Annotated in this window: 14 protein-coding genes; 7 read left to right on the forward strand and 7 right to left on the reverse strand. The window is 60.1% G+C overall.

Annotation, left to right across the window (positions count from 1 at the left end):
- Positions 1–101 precede the first annotated feature (101 nt).
- The 3 genes from NE637_RS05270 (at position 102) to NE637_RS05280 (ending at position 3,165) form a co-directional block, all read left to right on the forward strand.
- Positions 102–485 (forward strand): EF-hand domain-containing protein, encoded by a 384-nt coding sequence (locus NE637_RS05270; protein ID WP_192112653.1) that lies wholly within the window; start codon positions 102–104, stop codon positions 483–485.
- Between the two features lie 331 nt (positions 486–816).
- Complete coding sequence (locus tag NE637_RS05275; protein WP_227119342.1) at positions 817–2,895, forward strand: YgiQ family radical SAM protein; 2,079 nt, start codon at positions 817–819, stop codon at positions 2,893–2,895.
- A 33-nt stretch (positions 2,896–2,928) separates the two neighbouring features.
- Entirely contained in the window at positions 2,929–3,165 is a 237-nt protein-coding gene (locus NE637_RS05280) for a SlyX family protein (protein WP_227119312.1), read from the forward strand.
- Between the two features lie 222 nt (positions 3,166–3,387).
- On the opposite strand, the gene NE637_RS05285 is transcribed toward NE637_RS05280, so the two are convergent.
- The 6 genes from NE637_RS05285 to aprB all read right to left on the reverse strand — a co-directional run bounded on the left by NE637_RS05285 (position 3,388) and on the right by aprB (position 11,797).
- Positions 3,388–4,110 carry a hypothetical protein gene (locus NE637_RS05285; protein WP_227119311.1) on the reverse strand — a complete coding sequence of 241 codons (723 nt, stop codon included), beginning with the start codon at positions 4,108–4,110 and terminating at the stop codon, positions 3,388–3,390.
- A 103-nt stretch (positions 4,111–4,213) separates the two neighbouring features.
- A complete protein-coding gene (gene qmoC / locus NE637_RS05290; protein ID WP_227119310.1) occupies positions 4,214–5,395 on the reverse strand; it encodes a quinone-interacting membrane-bound oxidoreductase complex subunit QmoC in 1,182 nt (393 codons plus the stop codon).
- 13 nt (positions 5,396–5,408) lie between these two features.
- Complete coding sequence (locus tag NE637_RS05295; RefSeq protein WP_227119309.1) at positions 5,409–7,676, reverse strand: FAD-dependent oxidoreductase; 2,268 nt, start codon at positions 7,674–7,676, stop codon at positions 5,409–5,411.
- 5 nt (positions 7,677–7,681) lie between these two features.
- Entirely contained in the window at positions 7,682–8,917 is a 1,236-nt protein-coding gene (locus NE637_RS05300; protein WP_192112649.1) for a CoB--CoM heterodisulfide reductase iron-sulfur subunit A family protein, read from the reverse strand.
- 365 nt (positions 8,918–9,282) lie between these two features.
- Entirely contained in the window at positions 9,283–11,271 is a 1,989-nt protein-coding gene (gene aprA / locus NE637_RS05305; protein ID WP_192112648.1) for an adenylyl-sulfate reductase subunit alpha, read from the reverse strand.
- 37 nt (positions 11,272–11,308) lie between these two features.
- A complete protein-coding gene (gene aprB / locus NE637_RS05310) occupies positions 11,309–11,797 on the reverse strand; it encodes an adenylyl-sulfate reductase subunit beta (RefSeq protein WP_192112647.1) in 489 nt (162 codons plus the stop codon).
- A gap of 492 nt (positions 11,798–12,289) precedes the next feature.
- Between aprB and NE637_RS05315 the strand changes: the two genes are divergently transcribed.
- Entirely contained in the window at positions 12,290–14,089 is a 1,800-nt protein-coding gene (locus NE637_RS05315) for a 3-phosphoshikimate 1-carboxyvinyltransferase (protein WP_227119308.1), read from the forward strand.
- A 294-nt stretch (positions 14,090–14,383) separates the two neighbouring features.
- On the opposite strand, the gene NE637_RS05320 is transcribed toward NE637_RS05315, so the two are convergent.
- Positions 14,384–14,821, reverse strand: coding sequence for an MbtF (locus NE637_RS05320; protein WP_027180823.1), 438 nt, complete (start codon positions 14,819–14,821; stop codon positions 14,384–14,386).
- Positions 14,822–14,909: 88 nt separating this feature from the next.
- Here NE637_RS05320 and NE637_RS05325 point away from each other — a divergent pair, with 88 nt between their 5' ends.
- From NE637_RS05325 to NE637_RS05335, 3 genes are all read left to right on the forward strand, one after another.
- On the forward strand, positions 14,910–16,100 hold the full coding sequence (locus NE637_RS05325; protein WP_227118712.1) for a pyridoxal phosphate-dependent aminotransferase: 1,191 nt from the start codon (positions 14,910–14,912) through the stop codon (positions 16,098–16,100).
- A gap of 51 nt (positions 16,101–16,151) precedes the next feature.
- The gene (locus NE637_RS05330; protein ID WP_227118711.1) at positions 16,152–16,571 is read left to right on the forward strand and encodes a rhodanese-like domain-containing protein; all 420 of its coding nucleotides are present in this window, start codon (positions 16,152–16,154) and stop codon (positions 16,569–16,571) included.
- Between the two features lie 247 nt (positions 16,572–16,818).
- Complete coding sequence (locus NE637_RS05335) at positions 16,819–18,309, forward strand: flagellar hook protein FlgE (protein ID WP_256267610.1); 1,491 nt, start codon at positions 16,819–16,821, stop codon at positions 18,307–18,309.
- The last annotated feature ends 11 nt before the right edge of the window (positions 18,310–18,320 follow it).

Raw genomic sequence — 18,320 nt, forward strand, 5'->3', positions numbered from 1 at the left:
TTGACCTTGCCGATGACTGGCAAGGCTTTATCTTGCAATACAGCAACGCCGCAGGCAGAACCCAAGCGCTGACGGCTCAACACCCCACAAGGAGATCCCCCATGAAGCTTCTGCACATAGCCCTCGCTGCCGTGCTCTGCCTTTGGGCCGCATCTGCCCAGGCCAACCCCGCCGCAACCGATACGGCCAAGGTTGATAAATTTGCCATGATGGATACTAACAAGGACGACAAGGTGTCCTACGAGGAATTCAAGGCTTACTTCCCCAACATGCGCGAAGAAGCCTTTGCCGTTATTGACAAAAACGGCGATAAAGTTATTGACCGCGCTGAATGGGACGAATTTGTATCCAACCATTCCTCCGGCCACATGGGTGGCAGCATGGGCAACATGATGGGCGGCCAGAACGGCATGCCCGGCAACGCCATGATGCCCACTCCCGGCAGCGCAGACATGCCCCTGGTGACGCCCCCCAATGGCAAATAAACGACCCGCGCCATTTCCGCAGCCCTGGCGTCAGCACGGCGACCAGGGCTGTGCTGCTCCTGAGCGGCAGCCCGAAAAATCAAAAACGGCTGCCGTTCCGCTTTCTGCTGACGCGCCCAAGGGTGCGCCGCGCCGACAGGGTGCCAGAGCCTCCGCGCGCGCAGACAACAAGCCAGCGCCCACGCGCAAGCCGCCTTTTCCCGATCTGCTGCGCGAGAGCGCACAGCAACGCAAGGCTGTTGCCCCAGAATCTCTGTGGGCGGACGCGCCGCAGGCAAGCGCTGGCGGCGCACAGCCTCAAGGCCGCTTGCGCCAGCCGCGTTTCGTGCCCATGAGCGCGGAAGAAATGCGCGCACTTGGCTGGGATCAGCTTGATGTGCTGCTGATCAACGGCGATGCCTACGTTGACCACCCTTCGTTCGGCAATGTGCTATTGGCCCGCTGGCTGATCCACCACGGTTTCCGCACAGGCATCGTGGCCCAGCCCGGCTGGGAGGATACTGACGATCTGCTCGTCATGGGCCGCCCGCGCCTGTTTGCCGGGGTGAGCGCCGGTGCGCTTGATTCTCTGCTGGCGCACTACACGGCTTTTCGCAAAAAGCGGCACGACGATGCCTATACGCCTGGAGGCAAGGCAGGGGCGCGCCCCAACCGCGCGTGTCTGGTCTATGCCAACCTTGCCCGGCGGGCCTTTCCCGGCCTGCCCATCATTCTTGGGGGCATTGAGGCCAGCCTGCGCCGCGTTTCCCACTACGATTTCTGGACAGACTCCCTGCGCAAACCCATTCTTATGGATGCCAAGGCTGACCTGCTCATCTGGGGTATGGGCGAAAAGGCCATTATCGAATGCGCCCAGCGCCTGGACAAGGGGGAAGACATTCGCGGCATCCCCGGTACGGCCTGGATGAACAAGCTGGACGCTTCCGGGCATCCGGCCAATCTGCCGCCTGCCCTTGAAGGCGAACCGTGGGTTGCCCTGCCCTCGCACGATGAAATTTTGGCGGACTCCTTTCAGTTGCTCAAACTGACGCAGGAACTGGAACGGCAGGTACACCGCCTTGACGCCTGGGCCTTTGAGCCTGTGGGCGACCGCGCCGTAGTGCTGGCCCGCCCCGCCCAGCCGCTGACCACCGAAGAAATGGACGACCTCTACACTCTGCCTTTCACCCGGATGGCGCACCCGCGCTACAGGGAGGCCATCCCTGCGGCGGAAATGATGCGTACCAGCATCACAAGTCACAGGGGTTGCGGCGGGGGTTGCTCGTTCTGTTCGCTGGCTCTGCATCAGGGCAGGCGCATCAGTTCGCGCTCCGAGCAATCCATTCTTGCCGAGGCGCGCCTGCTGGGGCAGCAAAATGTGGCACGAGGCAAAGGCCCTGTGGCTATTTCTGACGTGGGCGGCCCCACAGCCAACATGTGGCAGGGGCACTGCGCACTGGACAGCCGCAATGCGCAGAACGATGACTCGGCCAAGCCACGAGTTAAAAGCGCCTGCCGCCGCACCAGTTGCTGTTTCCCGAGCGTGTGCAAATCCTTCATCACGCCGCAGCGCAAACATGTGGAGCTGCTGCGCAAGGTTGCCGCCCTGCCGGAAGTCAAGCAGGCCCGGGTGGCTAGCGGCGTTCGCGCCGATCTTGCACTGCGTGACGCCGAGGCCCTTGCCGCCTATACAGGCGAATTTACGGGCGGTCAGCTCAAGGTTGCGCCGGAACATTGTGCGCCCTCTGTGCTTGAGCTCATGCGCAAGCCCTCGCTGGACGTGTTTGAAGCCTTTCTGGAGAGCTTTGTACGCCAAAGCCGCGCTGCAGGGCGGGAACAGTATGTGGTGCCGTATCTCATGAGCGGCTTTCCCGGCTGTACGGATGAAGACATGCGCACCCTGTCGCACTGGTTGCGGCAACGCCACTGGAATCCGCAGCAGACGCAGTGTTTTATTCCCACACCCGGAACCATTGCCACGGCCATGTTTTATTGCGGGCGCGATGAGCTTGGCGAACAGATATATGTTGCCCGCACAGATGCCCAGCGCATGCGCCAGCATTACATCCTCATGCCCGCCACGGAGGACGGGGACGCACCACGGCGGCCCGGCTCTCGACCTGGTTCACGGCCCAGCGCCAGACCAAGCACCCGGCCCGGCACGCATGGTGACGCTCGCAAGCCTGACGGCCCACGGCCCGACAAAGCTGGCAAGCCTCAGGACAGGGCAAGGCCTTCCCGTGGCCCGCAAGGACAGCGGGACGACCGGCCTGCACGGCGCGAGGATAATGATCGTGGTGCCGCGCACGACAGACCGGGCCGTGGCGAAAGCCCGCAGAGGGGCAAAGACTCACGCTTCGGTTCTGATGATCGTAGCTCTGACCGCAACGTCAAACGAGGCGATGGACGGCGCGGCGGAAGACGCGCCTAACTGTGCCAGCAGGTGTTTCACAAGGAGGCAACCATGCCCCGCCCACTGACTTCTGAAGATGATCGGCTGACCCGTCTGGAAGAACTGACTTTTTTTCAGGAGGAACGCATCAAGGCCCTTGATGCGGCGCTTACCGCCCAACAGTTGCAACTGGACAAGCTGGAGCAGGATTTTTCCGATGCCACATCCGTGATCCGCCTGTTGCGAGAAAAACTTGGCGACCAGCCGGAAAATTCGCTCCCGCCCCACTCCATGCCCGAACGCTGGTAGCCGCTACGCCCAGCGCGCAGGATACAAAGGATGCGCTGACAAGGGCGGCTCTGTGACTGTTACAGCAACCGAGGGCAGCAGACGTACACCTTCCCAGCACGGCACACAAGTACAGTGCAATAAGTATCGCAGCAAATAAAAAAACCCGCCAGTTGGCGGGTTTTTTTATTTGCGAGAGGGTTCGGGGCAAGGCCCCAAACCCTCTCGCAGACAGTCTTTGCTTTAGAAACCGAAGCCATCGTTGTTGGCGCCGGAAGCACCGAAGCCGAAATCATCCGGCACAGCGCTTTCTTCAGCAACAGGAGCAGCTTCATCACCGGCAGCGGCGGCAGCGCCAGCGGCAACGCCGCCCACAACCATGCCTTTCAGGCCGTCCTTGATGGCGTCCTTGATGTTCATCATCAGTTCGTCATGGTTGATGGCAACCTTGCCCTGGAATTCGGCAACCTGCTTGCGCAGCCCGCCCATATCGGTGTTCATGGTCTTGATTTTGGCTTCAAGCTCATCAACTTTCTTGGAAAGAGCGGCAGCGCGGGCTTCAGCGGGTTCCAGAGCGCGCACGCGGTCTTCAAGGGCCACGGCGGCAGCGGTCTGAGCGGCCATGCTGGCGTAGGTTTCGCCAAGGTAGTTCAGCACCTTGTCGCACAGGGCCTTGGTCAGGCCGTCCATGCAGGTGAGGGAAACATTGTCGCCAAGGGCGCTACGGCCAGTGTTGACAAAGGCGTCCCAGGACTGGCCTTCAACCCAGTTCAGATCGGCAAACTTGGGGTACCAGCGGGCCAGCCATGCGGCGGCAAAGGGGCCAACGGCCTTGGCGCAGGTATCACAGGCAACGGAACGACCGGCAACAAAACCGGCGATTTCCTTGACGTCTACGCCCTCCTTGCCCACAACCAGGGCAAGCACGGACTCCACGGGAAAAACCTTACGAGATGTATCGGACATGGCGGCCTCCTCCTCGGAGATCGTATTTTTTTCAGAAAAGCTCACGGGGAACTGTGCGCATCCTCAAGGGCGGCCCCCGGCGCAAGGCCAGGGGCCAACGCCGTTAGCTTCTGCCGTACATGCGGGCGTAAACCAGGGCCGCCGTGCGGTACACGAAGTGGCCAAGCTTAGACCAGGGCAGGTAAGCGAAAAGCATCCACACAAATACCAGGTGCAGGTAGTACACCAGGAAGGCGGGCACAAGGGCGTCCGCCAGGCGGAAGCACTGCGACAGCACACCGGTGACGGCCACCAGCCAGATGATGCCCAGCAGATACCAGTCGTACCAGCTGGAACCCTGGAACTTGGGATTCAGCATCACGCGGCGGACAGTAAGGATGGCAAGACCGGCCAGCAGCATGAGCGCGCCCAGGTTGGCCAGAATCTTCACCGGGAAGAGCAGCGGCATGGGCGTTTCAATGTGGATGAGCGGAATGACCTTGCCGCCCCAGTGACCAACAGCCACCACAGCCGTAACAAAGGCCAGAATGGCGAAGCTGTAAACCAGCAGCATGTGGCCGAATTTGCGGTTGGGGGTTTCCTTGCCGGTGGCGGGGCCGTCTTCGCAGTCGTCAAACTTGCGGTGGGTGATGACTTCATCCCACAGCACGTCCCACAAATGCCAGACCCAGCACTTTTTCTTGCCAATGACGGCCAGTGAGCCTTCAGGCTTGAACATGCCCCACAGTTTCATGACGCCCCGCGCGATAATCAAGGCCGCGCCAAAGAAGGTCAGCATGAAGATGGGGTCGATGGTGTAGTCGCCGTAAAAAATCTGACCAAAAACAATGCGGCCATCGGCAGCGCGGGGGAACCACTGACCGCCGTTGAAACCGGCGCGGATCCACCACACAAAGAGCCACAGCACAGCCGGGATGGCGAAGAGCACAGGCAGGCCAGCAGGCTTGCTCATGAGCTTGCCCACGCAGGTGGGTTCGGTCAGTTCGCGGTAAATGACGTTGCGCGCTGCGCCCATGAGGTCCGCAGGCTTGGCGCCGCGCGGGCAAAGGTCGGAGCAGTTGCCGCAGTTGTGGCAGAGCCACAGGTCAACGTCGGCGCGCAGCTTGTCTTTAAGGCCCCACGAAGCCCAGACCATTTCCTTGCGCGGATAAGGCGCATTGGCCGGAGCGAGAGGGCAGGCCACGGAGCAGGTGGCGCACTGGTAGCACTTCTTGAGGGACTCTCCCCCAGATTCTTCCAGCGCCCTGACAAACTCCATATCAGGTTTGATTGTACATTGTGCCATTGCTGCCATCCTCCTACATGCCCTTGAACGGGTTGGGGCCCATGGCCATGATGCGGTCAACAAAGCCGTCGATCAGGTCGGGAACCTTGTCGTATTCGTCAATGGCCACTTCAAGCTGTTCCACGCGTTCGGGCTGCACGCCAAGGCGGTTGAGCGTCTCGGCAATGTTTTCCTTGCGGCGGGAGCAGATTTCAGAGCCCTTCACAAAGTGGCACTGGTAGTCATCGCCATATTTGCAGCCCAGCAGCATGACGCCGTCGTAGCCCTTGCTCATGGCGTCAGACACCCAGATGGCGTTGACCGAGCCAAGGCAGCGCACCGGAATGATGCGGCAGTAGGGGCTCCAGGGCTTGTTGCGGGCACCGGCCATATCGAGCGCCGGGTAGGCGTCGTTTTCGCAGGCCAGAATCAGCACGCGGGGGCCATCGGCTTTGAAGTCCTTGGGCACCTGCACTTCGCGGATCATGGAGCCAATCTGGTCGATATTGTAGTTGGCGAAGGAGATAACGCGTTCCGGGCAAGCGCCAAAGCAGGTGCCGCAGCGGCGGCAACGTGCCGGATTGGGCTTGGGCGTTCCCTTTTCGTCGTCGTCCAGAGCGCCGAAGGGGCATTCTTCCGTGCAGCGCTTGCACTGGGTGCAACGCACAAAGTTGAACACGGGGTAGGAAAGGTCGCCCGAGCGGGGATGCACGGCAACACCGTGGCTGGCGGCCTCAATGCACTGCATGGCCTTGAGCACAGCGCCCTTGGCGTCTTCTTCGCAGGCGTCCATGGTCAGGGGCTGACGCACGCAACCCGCTGCGTACACGCCGGTGCGGCGCGTTTCGTAGGGGAAGCAGATGTAGTTGGAATCCGCAAAACCATCAAACAGGTTCAAATCCGGGAAGTCCGGGCCCTGACGGTAGTCAAAGCAGACGGTCACGTCCTTGGCCGTGGTGGGCACGAGGCCCGTGGGCAGCACAACCAGATCCACATCCAGATCGAAATCCATACCCAGCAGGGTATTTTTGCAGCTCACAACCATGTGGTCGCCAGCTTCGCGGATGTCGGTCACGTCGGCCTTGGTCATCATGACGCCCAGACGATCCTGCATCTTCTTGTAGAAGCGTTCAAGAATGCCGGGAACAGTCATGTCCTTATAAAGGATGAAGGTCTGACAGGTGTCGTTGGTCTTTTCGCAGACCGTATTGGCAAGGCGGAGCATGCCCACGCTGTTGACCGCGTTGGAATACGCAACATGGCGGAAGCTTTCGAGGTTGGCTTTTACAAAGCCTTTTTCTTCTTCACCTTCCGCAGGCTTGGCAGCTTCGGCGGCTTCAGGAGCGGCTTCGGCTTCTTCAGCGGCCTTGCGCACGGCCTCTTCAGCAATAGTGGTATCAAGCACAAAGGCGATACGGCGGGCGTTCACCTGATCGGCTACCAGCATTTTGCCAAAAGTGGCGGCGTCCACAACCTTGGTGCTCTGACCAAGGCCCATGGGAGCAAGGAACTTCTGATCCAGCGGCACCCAGCCGGTAGCCAGCACCACAGCGCCCACTTCAATGGTCTGCGCGCCAGAGGGCGTGGCAAAGGTGGCCTTGAACTCGCCGGGCTGGCCTTCCAGCTTTTCCATGCGGGTGTTCAGGTGCACGGTGATCTTGCTGTTGCCGAGCACCTTGCTCGCCTTGTCGGCCACATTGGTGGGCTGCTTGTCCGTCCAGGGAGAGGCCAGGGGCGAACCCATGGGAATGTTGTTGGCTGCGCCGCCGAGCTTCTCGGCTTTTTCAACGAGCACAACTTCATACCCGGTTTCGGCAGCTTCCGCAGCTGCGGTAAGGCCCGTCCAGCCGCCGCCGATAACGAGCACCCTCGGCACGCCGGTAATGGCGGCAGAATCGGGAACTTCGCTCTTTTGCAGCTTGACCACGCCCATGTTCACATAGTCGCGGGCCATGATCGCCAGCAGTTCAGGCGCGCCGTTGGCCGTGTCCACGGGGGTGTGATCAGGATTTTTATAGGCCTGCACGCACTGTTCGCGCAGGTTTACGTGTTCCACCTGCACGGGCAGGCGGTAGATGTCCGCATCCACGCGGGGGGAAGCGCCGCACAGCAGCACGCCGTCCAGCCCCTGCGCTTCGATGTCGGCCTTGATTTCACTCACGGCCAGGGCCAGCACGGGAACGACCTTGACTACGGGCACAAGACTGCCCCACTTCTGGCTCGTCTGTTCGGCCAGAGCGGTCAGATCAAGCCCGCCGCCAATGTTCTGCTGGTCAAAATAGACGCCAATTTTACCCGACATGCCGCCTACCTCCCTTTCACCGTTTGTACCGCCTTCAGGGCGGCGGCTGTGCCGGACTGCGCCGAGCGCATCACATCAAGGGGCATGCGCGCGCAACCAGCAGCGAAAATGCCGGCCTCTTCTCCGCCCGCGATAAAGCCGTCTTCGTCCAGCGGCAGGGGCAGGGGCGCATTTTCGCCAGCCAGCGAGGGCTGCATGCCCGTGGCCAGCACAACAAGATCATAATCAAGGGTCATTTTTTCACCGCGCACGGCGTCTTCCGCCGTAATGCGCACCCTGTTGCCCTCGGCCTGCACGGCGTCGGCAACCTTGCCCTTGACGAACTTCACGTTGGGCAGCGCCTTGACCTTTTCCAGCACCTTCACATAGCGGCCCGGGGCGCGCAGGTCGATGTAGTACACCGTGATCTGCGTGTCGGGATTCTGCTCTGCAATGTACAGGCACTGCTTGAGCGTGGCCATACAGCAGATGTAGGAGCAGTAGTTCAGGTGATTCTGGTCGCGGGAACCAGCGCACTGCACAAAGGCAACCTGGTGGGGAGCACGGCCGTCGGAAGGACGGACAATGCGGCCACCGGTGGGGCCAAAGGGCGAAGCAAGGCGTTCAAGCTGCATGTTGGACACGCAGTTTTTCACGTTGCCCGCGCCAAGATTGGTCAACTGGGTAACATCATAGGGCTTCCAGCCTGTGGCAACGACCACAGCGCCGACATTGAGATCAAGCTCGCGCTGCGGTTCATTCACATCAAGGAACTTGGCCCCGGCAACCCGTGCGCTGTCAGACTTGGAAAGCGCATCAAGGTCGAGCGTGTAACGGCTGGGGAAGGCGAAAGGCATATCCTTGTGCAGGGCCTTGCGCGTGGCAAGACCAAGCTCGAATTCGCTTTCCACTTCGCCGGTCAGGCTGGAGGCCAGCAGGCTGAAATCGATGTTGTGCGGGGCTGTGTGACGGGGGCTGATGCGCACCTTCACCTTGTAATCGCCCTTTACGCCCATAAACCCGACCACTTCGGCCTGGGTGAAAAATTTTATGCGCGGGTTGTTCCTGATGCGCTGGAACTGAATTTCCAAGCCGCAGGAGGGGGGACAAAGTTTGGGAAAATACTTATTGAGCTGAGCCACGCGCCCACCAAGCCAGGGCGACTTTTCGACGATAAAGACGTCGTGGCCCAGTTCCGCCGCTTCAATGGCGGCTGTGAGGCCTGCAAAGCCGCCGCCCACGACGAGAATGGCATTGGACATCCTGGATATCCTCCTGCGTTGTTGCATAGCGGCTGAAGAAGGAAAAGGACTCCCGCCGCGAAAAAAAAGGAGCGGCCCCGTGGCCGACCTCTGCGAGCGCCAGCGCACAAAACTGCCCGCACCACGCCCGCCGACAAAGGGGGGCCTGCTGCCGGTCATCCCCTTGCCGAACATTTGCCTTGTGCTGCGCACCTATGCCCAAACAATCGGCACACCAACAGGCTGGCACGAAAACCGCTCTTTTTCCGGCAGGGCCTGGGCCGCCGCCGGCACGCGTTTTTCGCCGCCGCGAGCCTGGCAAAGCCAGAGCTTGCAGCAGAGGGGGCGGCCTTGCGGCCGCCCCCATTTGGCATCAGTGCCGCCGACTAGTCGGGGATGATCTGATAGTAGGGCTTCTTGAAGATCTTGGTCTCGCCGGTGGCGGGATTGTACTTCGAGTTCACGAAGCACTTCCAAGTGTCGTCGTCCAGGCCCATGAAGTCCGCACGGTAGTAGAAGCCGGGGTAGCGGGATTCTTCACGGAAGGCGATGTGCTGCATGTGCAGGCGCACCGTCCACAGACGATGGTAGTTTTCCCAGCAGCGCAGCAGTTCGTGCAGGTCACGAGCGGCCAGCTTGAAGGAGTCTTCTTCCATCATGGCGAGCAGGTTGAAGCCGGTGTCAAGCAGCGCCTTGGAGGTGGTGTAGTACGTGCTCACGCCACCGCCGTATTCGTCGGTGCACTTCACGAGACGCATCATGAAGTTCTTGGGCGTGATGTAGTTCGGGTTCACCACGGGATCGGTCGAAGCGGCCTTGCCTTCCTGGTAGTTGTAGAAAGGACGGTAGATCAGCTTCTTCAGTTCGTCAGCGGATTCCGCGAACTCAGGCTTGAAGTCCTTGTGATCGAGGCACCAGCGAACCATCTGCTTGCCAGCCATGCGGCCTTCAGCATGCGAACCGGAGGAGAACTTGTGGCCGGAAGCGCCCACGCCGTCGGCGCAGGTGAAGAGACCTTCAACGGTGGTCATGCGGTTGTAGACCTTGCCGTTGGAAGCCTTCACTTTGTAGTCTTCGGGCACCCAAGCTTCGTCGGGACCGGAAACCCAGATGCCGCAGCAACCGGAGTGGGAGCCGAGCAGGTAGGGTTCGGTGGGCATGATTTCGGAACCACGTTCTTCAGGCGCGGTGTTGGTGCAGGCCCAAAGGTTGGCCTGGCCAACGCACATGTCGAGGAAGTCTTCCCAAGCTTCGGATTCAAGATCCTTCTGCTGTTCTTCGTTCAGGGTCGCGAAGGTGTTCTGCAGGGCGCTCTTGGTGTCCATGTAGATGGGGCCGCGGCCTTCGCGCATTTCACGAAGCATCATGTGGTTACGCAGGCAGGTCGGGATGACATGGCCCTTGGCGTAGCCGCGATCTTCGTAAGGCTTCAGCATGGCGCGGTTGGTGGCGCAGTAATCTTCACCCTTGGAGTTGGTGGCTTTGGCCTTGAACAGGAGGAACCACGCACCCACAGGGCCGTAACCGTCCTTGAAGCGGGCGGGCACGAAGCGGTTTTCCATCATGGTCATTTCAGCGCCAACCTGAGCGCACATGGTGTAGGTCGAACCGGCGTTCCACACAGGATACCAGGCGCGGCCCATGCCTTCACCGGTGGAGCGGGGACGGTACACGTTAACGGCACCGCCAGCGGCCACCATGATGGTGTTGGCTTTGAAGATGTGCACTTCGTTGGCGCGCAGGTTGAAGCCCACGGCGCCGGCGATGCGGTTGGGGGTGTTCTTATCGAGAAGCAGCTTCACGATGAATATACGTTCCATGATGCGGTCTTCACCCAGGGCATTCTTGGCAGCTTCGGCCACGATGCACTTGTAGGATTCACCGTTGATCATGATCTGCCAGCGGCCGGAACGCACAGGGGCGTCGCCCTTGCGCAGGCTCTTGCCAGCGGCCTTGGCGGCAGCGCCGTTCAGGTTGTGGCCGTCTTCGCCCTTGATCCAGCAGGGAAGGCCCCAATCTTCAAACAGATGCACGGAGTCGTCAACGTGACGGCCTACGTCGAAGATAAGGTCTTCGCGAACCAGGCCCATAAGGTCGGTGCGGACCATGCGGACGTAGTCATCGGCGTCGTTTTCACCCAGGTAGGTGTTGATGGCGGAAAGACCCTGGGCCACGGCGCCGGAGCGCTCGAGGGTGGCTTTGTCAACCAGCATGATCTTCAGGCCGTGCTTGTCGCCCCAGCGCACTGCTTCAAAAGCGGTGCCGCAGGAACCCATGCCGCCGCCCACGATCAGCAGGTCAACCGCATGTTCCTTAACTTCAGGCTCGGCAATGGCCACACCCTTCGTCGCTTCCTTGACGGGAATCATTGGCATAATTGTTTCTCCTTATCGCACTAGCGGTTGCAATAGCCTAGCGGCCGTGTTCCATGCAGGTGAAGGTCTTGTTAGCGTCCTTAACATCGAACTTCTTGCCAAGGGCGGTCTTCGGGACGGCCAGGGCAGTTTCGGTGAACAGCAGTTCATCTTCGATGTTGGCGCCTTCGGGATGGCCTTCAAAGGGCTTGATGGAACCTTCCGGCGTAGTGCGGATGGGGAACTTGAAGCGTTTCACGTTGCCATTGCGGAACTTGACGGTCCACATGATGGAGTCAGCCGAACGCATGGGGATACAGGTCCCGCCCATGGGGGCAAAGTCTGCATAGGGACGGGCCGTAATGGCGCCCTGGGGGCAGATCTTAACGCAGGAATAGCATTCCCAGCAGGCATCGGGTTCCTGGTTGTATGCCTTCATTTCCTCAGAATCAAGAATCATGAGGTCATTGGGGCAAATGTACATGCAGGCCGTCTTTTCGCCACCCTTGCAGCCGTCGCACTTGGACGGATCGACAAACGTCGGCATACGTATCCTCCAACTCTTTTAAAAGTGTTTCAGAAAAACCCGCCGGGTTCGGCGAGGCGCGCGGCAAATCCGTCACGCCGGGGTTAGCCGAGCGCCTCCACAACGAAGGTTGGGCGTATGGCTTGCGCAATTAGTAACAAGCACTTAGCCTTTGAGTCAACCCCCCTCTGCAAAAATTCGTGGAAACTTCACAGAGCCGTCATGTGGATTTACAGCAAATTCAGAAAGTTAACTGCCTTGTGAAAAAAAATCTATTTCACATTTTCGCCACTCTTGCGTCACAACCATTTCAAAAGTTAACGGATCATGCCACGCGGGGCTGCCCAATGGGCAACCCTTGCAAGAGAAGTCATTTCAAGCTAACACGCTTGGGCAGATAAGGGAAGCCCCCGCGGCAAAACGAGCCATGAGTCGGCAACCTGTTGTTTTTTCAATGCTGCGCCACGGGCGGACCCCTCCTATCCAAATTTCATTATCAGTACAGGACAAGGCATGACCGACAATTCCAACGATTCCCGCGCTCCCCGCGATGCGCGCGAAGCACGGGGCCAGCGCGCCCCGCGCGGCCCCCGTAACGGGCACGAAACCGGCGATGCGCGCGCCCGCAAGCCGTTGCGCGAAGTGGTTTGCGAGATCGACCGCGACATTCTGCGGCTGCTGCTTCGCCGCAATAATATTCTTGTCCGCATGCGCGGCGACAAACCCCGGCTTGACTCCACGGAAGAAAAAACCATCCGTGAGTCGTGGGAAGCCGCCGTTTCCCACATCAGCCGCGATGCGCGCCTTTCGGGCCACTTTTTTTCGCTCATGCAGGAAGTGGAATTTCAGCCCCGTCCCGCCTCTACCCGCGCTGACGGCGCGGATGAAGGCGGCGAACCCGGCGGCGCAGCAGCGAAAGAACCGCCGCGCACGGCCTTTAACCTTGCGCCGCCCGCCAAACACGTACGCCTGCACATGCCTGCACCTCTGGCCTGCCGGGCCACGCGCGCATGGCTGATGCTGGCCGCAGCCACAGGTCAGCCCCTGCATATAGCGCCTTGCCTCATGAATGATCCCATCGTGGACTGCGTCAAAATGCTCAATCAGGCAGGCGCCTCGCTGACCCGCGAGGATGAAGGCGTTTCCGCCCGCCCGGCTGCTCCGCTTGGCGCGTCTGACAAGGTTATCCACACGGGCGACAGCGCCTGGAACTTTTTCATGCTGCTGGGGCACTATCTTGGCCGCCCCTCGCGTGCCAAGTTTACTGGCGATGCAAGCCTGAAACTGGCTGACTTTTCTTCTGTGCGGCACTTCCTGCCCACTCTGGGCGCGCGCCTCGTGCATGTGGTGCCCAAGAGCGACGGCCTGCCCGCGCGCCTTGAGTGCTCCGGCATTTTGCCCGATTCCGTCAAACTGCCTGCCGATGTGCCCGCCGAACTGGCCGAGGGCATCCTGCTGGCGGCTCCCGGCTACGAAAGGGCAATCACACTTGATCTTGGCTCGCATCCCGAGCACAGGCTCATTGTTGCCCGCATACTGCCCATACTGCGCGCAGCTGGCGCAGATGCGCAGGTGGAAGGCGCAAAGGTGCGCGTCAACCCCGGCCCCCTCAGCCTGCCCGCCCTGCCTCAGGCTGGCATGGAGCCGGAACTTGCGCTCTTTCTCCTGGCCCTGCCCCTGGCTCTGGGCGGCGAAGCCCTGCTTGACGGCCAGTGGCCCGCTCTGCCCGCCGCTGAAGCTGGCTGGGATCTTTTGCAGCAGCTTGGCCTTGACCTGCGCTACGAAGCGGGCAAAAACGGCGGCGAAGTCTGCGCCCGCGCTGCCGCGCCCCTGAAACAGTACGCAAAGGGTGATCTGCCCGCCGGATTCCCCGCGGCATGGGCCCCGCTGCCAGTGGCTCTGGCCGCCTGTGCAGCCCTTAGGGGCGACAAGGCCGCTCTGCCCGCCCTGCCCTCTGGCACAGACCGCACAACGGTAGAAAGTTTTCTTTCTGCTGTGGGTCTGGATTTGGATGAAAACAGCAGATTGTGCAAAAAAGAACAATCTGGCCCGCGCACGGGCTGGAATGCCCCTGATCCGGTCTGGGCAATGGCCCTTGCACTGGCTGCTTGCGCAAGCCCCCACCAGAAGCTGGGCAACCCCGGCATCATGACCGGGCTGTACCCGCCCTTCTGGGCGCTGTACAATACCCTGCCCGAACCGGCAGTGCGCCGCTCGGCCGCGCCGGAAGTTCCGGCTGCCGCTCCCAGACGCCGCATTATCACCGGCGCAGTGGCTGTGCCGCCGGAACTGAAAGACGAAGACGACTATTAGATAAAGAATAAACAACAGGCGCTGGCGGCGAAATATCGTCCCCAGCGCCTGTTGGCGTTTACAAAGGCAAGCGCAGGCACGCAGGCATTGCACGAGGCCGGAGCGCAGCGGCAAGTCTCTGCCCCTGCGCTATTGCAATGCTATGCGGGGCACAGGAAAAATTTTCTGTCCGGCAAAATCGGTGCAACGACAAAAAAAATCCGCCCCGCGCAGCATATCTGCAACGGGACGGAAATTCCGTTTGGGCCGCCATGCCCACTCCGCAATAGCGGACAAAAAACGCGGCTGCGAAAATTATTCCTGAGTAAAGCGGAACAGCCGCACGGAAAGGGGCTGCATGTTCTGCCGATTCATGGCCGAAACAATAAAGGCATAGTTTCGGGGCTGTCCGGCGGGCGGGCAGGGGCCACGATAGTGGCGCGTCAGGCCGCCCTCGGGGATAATGCCGCTGCCATCGTTGTTCCACTCGCCACCGCCAAGGAACAGATCCTGGCCATCGCTGGTAAATTCCACCAGGCGCACGTCATAGTAATCGGTGCTGCCGGGGGTCTGTGCCACCTGAATTTCAGGCGATATCCGGGAACAGCGGTGAACTTCGCGCAAGGTAACGGTAACGGCCATGCCGTCCGGAATTTCCTGCGTCTCCTTGGAGGCGCAAGCGGGCAGCAGGGCTGCCGCGCACAGCACAGGGAAGAGCGCACGCCGGGCTTTGCCTAAAATTTCAAAACGCATCAGGGCCTCCAAATGACAATTGCTTTATGCGGCTTTTGGAAGCATAACCAATAGTCAGGTCGAATACAACAACCAGTGGGAGCAGTATATGTCCATTCTTGCAGACAGCGTTACGGGGTATCTGGAACACTCTTCGTGGATCCGCCGCATGTTCGAGGCCGGAGGCCAGCTCAAGGCCCGTTTTGGCGCGGACAACGTTTATGACTTCAGCCTGGGCAACCCCGACCTGCCAGCCCCCCCTGCCGTTGTGGACGGTTTGCGTTCCTTCACAGAACACGCTGGCGAACCTTTTGCTTTTGGCTACATGCCCAACGGCGGTTTTGTCTGGGCGCGGGAGAAACTGGCCGCCCACCTCAGCAAGGAGCAGGGCGTAGACCTCACCGCCAATGATGTGCTGCTGGGCTGCGGCGCTGCTGGTGTGCTCAACGCCTTTTTGCGCGCAGTCATCAATCCCGGCGAAGAAATGCTGGGCTTTGCACCCTACTTTGTGGAATACGGCTTTTATGTAGCCAACCACGGCGGCACCTTCCGCGCTGTCATGAGCAAGGCCGACACCTTTGCGCCCGACCTTGCCGCGCTTGAAGAAGCCATCAACCCCAAAACCCGTGTGGTGCTCATCAACTCGCCCAACAACCCCACAGGTGTGATTTACAGCCGCAAAGACCTCAAGGCGCTGACCGAACTGCTGGAAAACAAGAGCCAGGAATACGGCAAGCCCATCTGGCTGGTGGCCGATGAACCGTACCGCTTCCTTGCCTATGACGGCGCGGAAGTGCCTTCGGTGCTGCCGCTCTATCCTTACGCAGTGGTCATCAGCTCTTTCTCCAAAAATCTTTCGCTGCCGGGCGAACGCGTGGGCTTTGCCGCTGTTTCACCCCTGCTGCACGAAAAGGCCGAGCTCATGGCCGCCCTCACGCTCACCAACCGTATTCTTGGCTTTGTGAACCCTCCCGTGGTGGGCCAGCACATCATGGCCGCCGCCCTGGGCAGCCAGGTTGACCTGAACGTCTACGCCGCCCGCCGCAAGGCCATGGGCGAAGTGCTCAAGAACGCCGGATATGAATTCCAGATGCCCGCAGGCGCGTTCTACTTCTTCCCCAAGGCTCCCGGCGGGGACGATGTGGCCTTTGTGAACAGGCTGGTCGAAGAACGCGTGCTGGCGGTTCCCGGCTCCGGCTTTGGCTGCCCCGGCTACTTCCGCCTGGCATTCTGCGTGGGCGAAGAAGTGATCCGCAAGGCTGCCGACGGCTTTGCCAAGGCCCGCGCCTCCGTAAAATAGCATCGCAGGCTGGCCCAAGGCCCAGATCTCAAACCACTACAGGTAGCAGAAATGACGCACACCCACTCCGCAACGCCATCGCACGGCAGGCTTTACGGCCTGATGTCGGCGCTCGCATGCTTCCTCCTGCTGGCTGCCGTTCAGGTTTCCGCCAAGGATATCAGCGTGAAGGACGCCGCAACCCTGTTGCAGAATCCTCCACAGGGGCTGACCATTGTTGACGTGCGCACCCCGGCGGAATTCCGCGAAGGGCATCTTGCAGGCGCAATCAACATGGACTTTTTCGGCGCATCCTTTGATTCGCAGATACTTGGCCTGCCCAAGGACAAGCCCGTGTTGCTCTACTGCCGCACGGGCAACCGCTCTGCCGGAGCCTACGATGCCATGGAAAAAGAAGGGATAACCAATATCCTCCACATGAATGAAGGCATCACGGGCTGGCAGAAACAAGGCCTGCCGCTGCAAAAATAGCGCGCCGCAGTAGCGCGAGCAGCGTTACGCTGGCACGGATTCTGCTTCTATTCAGGGCGGAGAGGAAGATTTTTCCTCCCGCCCTTTTTCTTTGCCTGTCCATATGTGCGACTAACGCACAGCAGGCAAGGCGCGCCGCACATATGGACGGCGCTGCGGCTGACGCTTTCGCAACAGAAACGTCTTGCCGTTTGGGGCATCGTTTCCGGGCAAGGGAAAATTATTCCCTCCCGACAGGAGGCAGAGCATGAACTCGTCATTGTTTATCGGCGCCACAGGCATGAAAACGTTGAGTAGCGGCATGAACGTTATCTCAAACAACATCGCCAATGTGAGCACCATCGGGTACAAGCAGCAAACCGCTCTGTTCTCTGACGTTTTTTACGCGCAGCAAGGGGCCATAGGCGACTGGTGGGATGCGCAGACCAATTCCAAGGTAGCCCTTGGGCAGGTAGGTCAGGGCGTACAGCTGGACGCAGTACTCACATGGTACAACCAGGGGGCCCTTGAATCTTCCAATACCGTTACGGATATGGCCATCAACGGCAAAGGCTTCTTTCAGGTAACGGACAAAACCGGCCAGGAGTATTACACCCGCGCGGGCGACTTCCGCCCCGACAACCAGGGCGTCTGGCGCACGCCTGCCGGCATGGCCCTCATGGGCTACAAGTACGCTGAGGATGGCACCAAGGGCGGTCTGGCGCAGGTTACAGTTGACAGATTCGCCAAGATGCCCGCCAAGGCCACCACGGCCGTTGATATGCGGTTTAATGTGGGGCAGTCCAAAGACACCACCAGTGACCCCGCAAATCCCTATTTCAGCCTCATCGGCCAGTATAACGCCGCCAATGATCCACCCCTGGCCAGTTCCAGCTACGGATACGGGCAAAGCATTACCATGTATGGCGCCGATGGCACGGCCCACTCGGCCACCATCTATTTTGACGGCGCACCATCCACAGGCTCCGGAAGCACTGTGGAGTACCTCATTGCCTCGGATGCCGACGCCAATGGCGGCAAGGCCCAGCCCCTGATGGCGGGTACCCTCAGCTTCAATGCCAAGGGCGAAGTTACCGGAATGTCGGCCTACACTCCATCCACTGCAGGCAGTACAAACCTTGCGGACTGGAACGCGGCCACACTCTCCAAGGACGGTATACCCCAGATGACTGTCAACGGTGCGCCTGTCACTGTGAACCTGGGCATCACCGCCAAGAGCGGCTGGCAAAACAGCCCAGGCAATGCCGCCAGCGTGGGCACCGATCCCACTGCGCTGGCAAGCATGGGCAACGCCTACACCCGCGCAGCAGACGCCACAACCAACTACACCTCTTCCTCTCCTGTGACGCGCACAAGAACCCAGAATGGGTATGCCGAAGGCACACTGAACAATATCAGCATCAACGCCGATGGTACTGTGGTGGGCAAGTTTTCCAACAGCGAAAGCATGGATCTCTGGCAGATTCCCGTATGCCGTTTCACCAGCGAAGACGGCCTGCGCCGCGAGGGCAACAACCTCTTTTCCGCCACTGAAGATTCCGGCAATATGGAAATGGGCGTTGCCGGTACGGAAAACTACGGCAAGATAAACGCATACAATATTGAACATTCCAACGTGGACATGTCCCAGGAAATGGTCAACATGATTGTCAACCAGCGTGGCTTTCAGTCCAACAGCAAGGTTGTGACCACGGCAGATCAGATGCTGCAAAAGGCCATGGAACTCAAACGGTCATAGCCGCATGGGCT

Origin of the sequence: Desulfovibrio desulfuricans (assembly GCF_024460775.1) — a bacterium.
In the GTDB taxonomy this organism is placed as follows: Bacteria; Desulfobacterota; Desulfovibrionia; order Desulfovibrionales; family Desulfovibrionaceae; genus Desulfovibrio; species Desulfovibrio desulfuricans_E.

Excerpts from the sequence above, each read along its gene's own strand:
- NE637_RS05295 (WP_227119309.1), bottom strand. The coding sequence starts at position 7,676 with ATGTCGGGTAAAATTGGCGTCTATTTTGACCAGCAGAACATTGGCGGC.
- NE637_RS05270 (WP_192112653.1), top strand. The coding sequence starts at position 102 with ATGAAGCTTCTGCACATAGCCCTCGCTGCCGTGCTCTGCCTTTGGGCC.
- NE637_RS05275 (WP_227119342.1), top strand. The coding sequence starts at position 817 with ATGAGCGCGGAAGAAATGCGCGCACTTGGCTGGGATCAGCTTGATGTG.
- NE637_RS05320 (WP_027180823.1), bottom strand. The coding sequence starts at position 14,821 with ATGCGTTTTGAAATTTTAGGCAAAGCCCGGCGTGCGCTCTTCCCTGTG.
- NE637_RS05315 (WP_227119308.1), top strand. The coding sequence starts at position 12,290 with ATGACCGACAATTCCAACGATTCCCGCGCTCCCCGCGATGCGCGCGAA.
- aprB (WP_192112647.1), bottom strand. The coding sequence starts at position 11,797 with ATGCCGACGTTTGTCGATCCGTCCAAGTGCGACGGCTGCAAGGGTGGC.
- qmoC (WP_227119310.1), bottom strand. The coding sequence starts at position 5,395 with ATGGCACAATGTACAATCAAACCTGATATGGAGTTTGTCAGGGCGCTG.
- NE637_RS05280 (WP_227119312.1), top strand. The coding sequence starts at position 2,929 with ATGCCCCGCCCACTGACTTCTGAAGATGATCGGCTGACCCGTCTGGAA.
- aprA (WP_192112648.1), bottom strand. The coding sequence starts at position 11,271 with ATGCCAATGATTCCCGTCAAGGAAGCGACGAAGGGTGTGGCCATTGCC.
- NE637_RS05335 (WP_256267610.1), top strand. The coding sequence starts at position 16,819 with ATGAACTCGTCATTGTTTATCGGCGCCACAGGCATGAAAACGTTGAGT.
- NE637_RS05325 (WP_227118712.1), top strand. The coding sequence starts at position 14,910 with ATGTCCATTCTTGCAGACAGCGTTACGGGGTATCTGGAACACTCTTCG.
- NE637_RS05330 (WP_227118711.1), top strand. The coding sequence starts at position 16,152 with ATGACGCACACCCACTCCGCAACGCCATCGCACGGCAGGCTTTACGGC.
- NE637_RS05300 (WP_192112649.1), bottom strand. The coding sequence starts at position 8,917 with ATGTCCAATGCCATTCTCGTCGTGGGCGGCGGCTTTGCAGGCCTCACA.
- NE637_RS05285 (WP_227119311.1), bottom strand. The coding sequence starts at position 4,110 with ATGTCCGATACATCTCGTAAGGTTTTTCCCGTGGAGTCCGTGCTTGCC.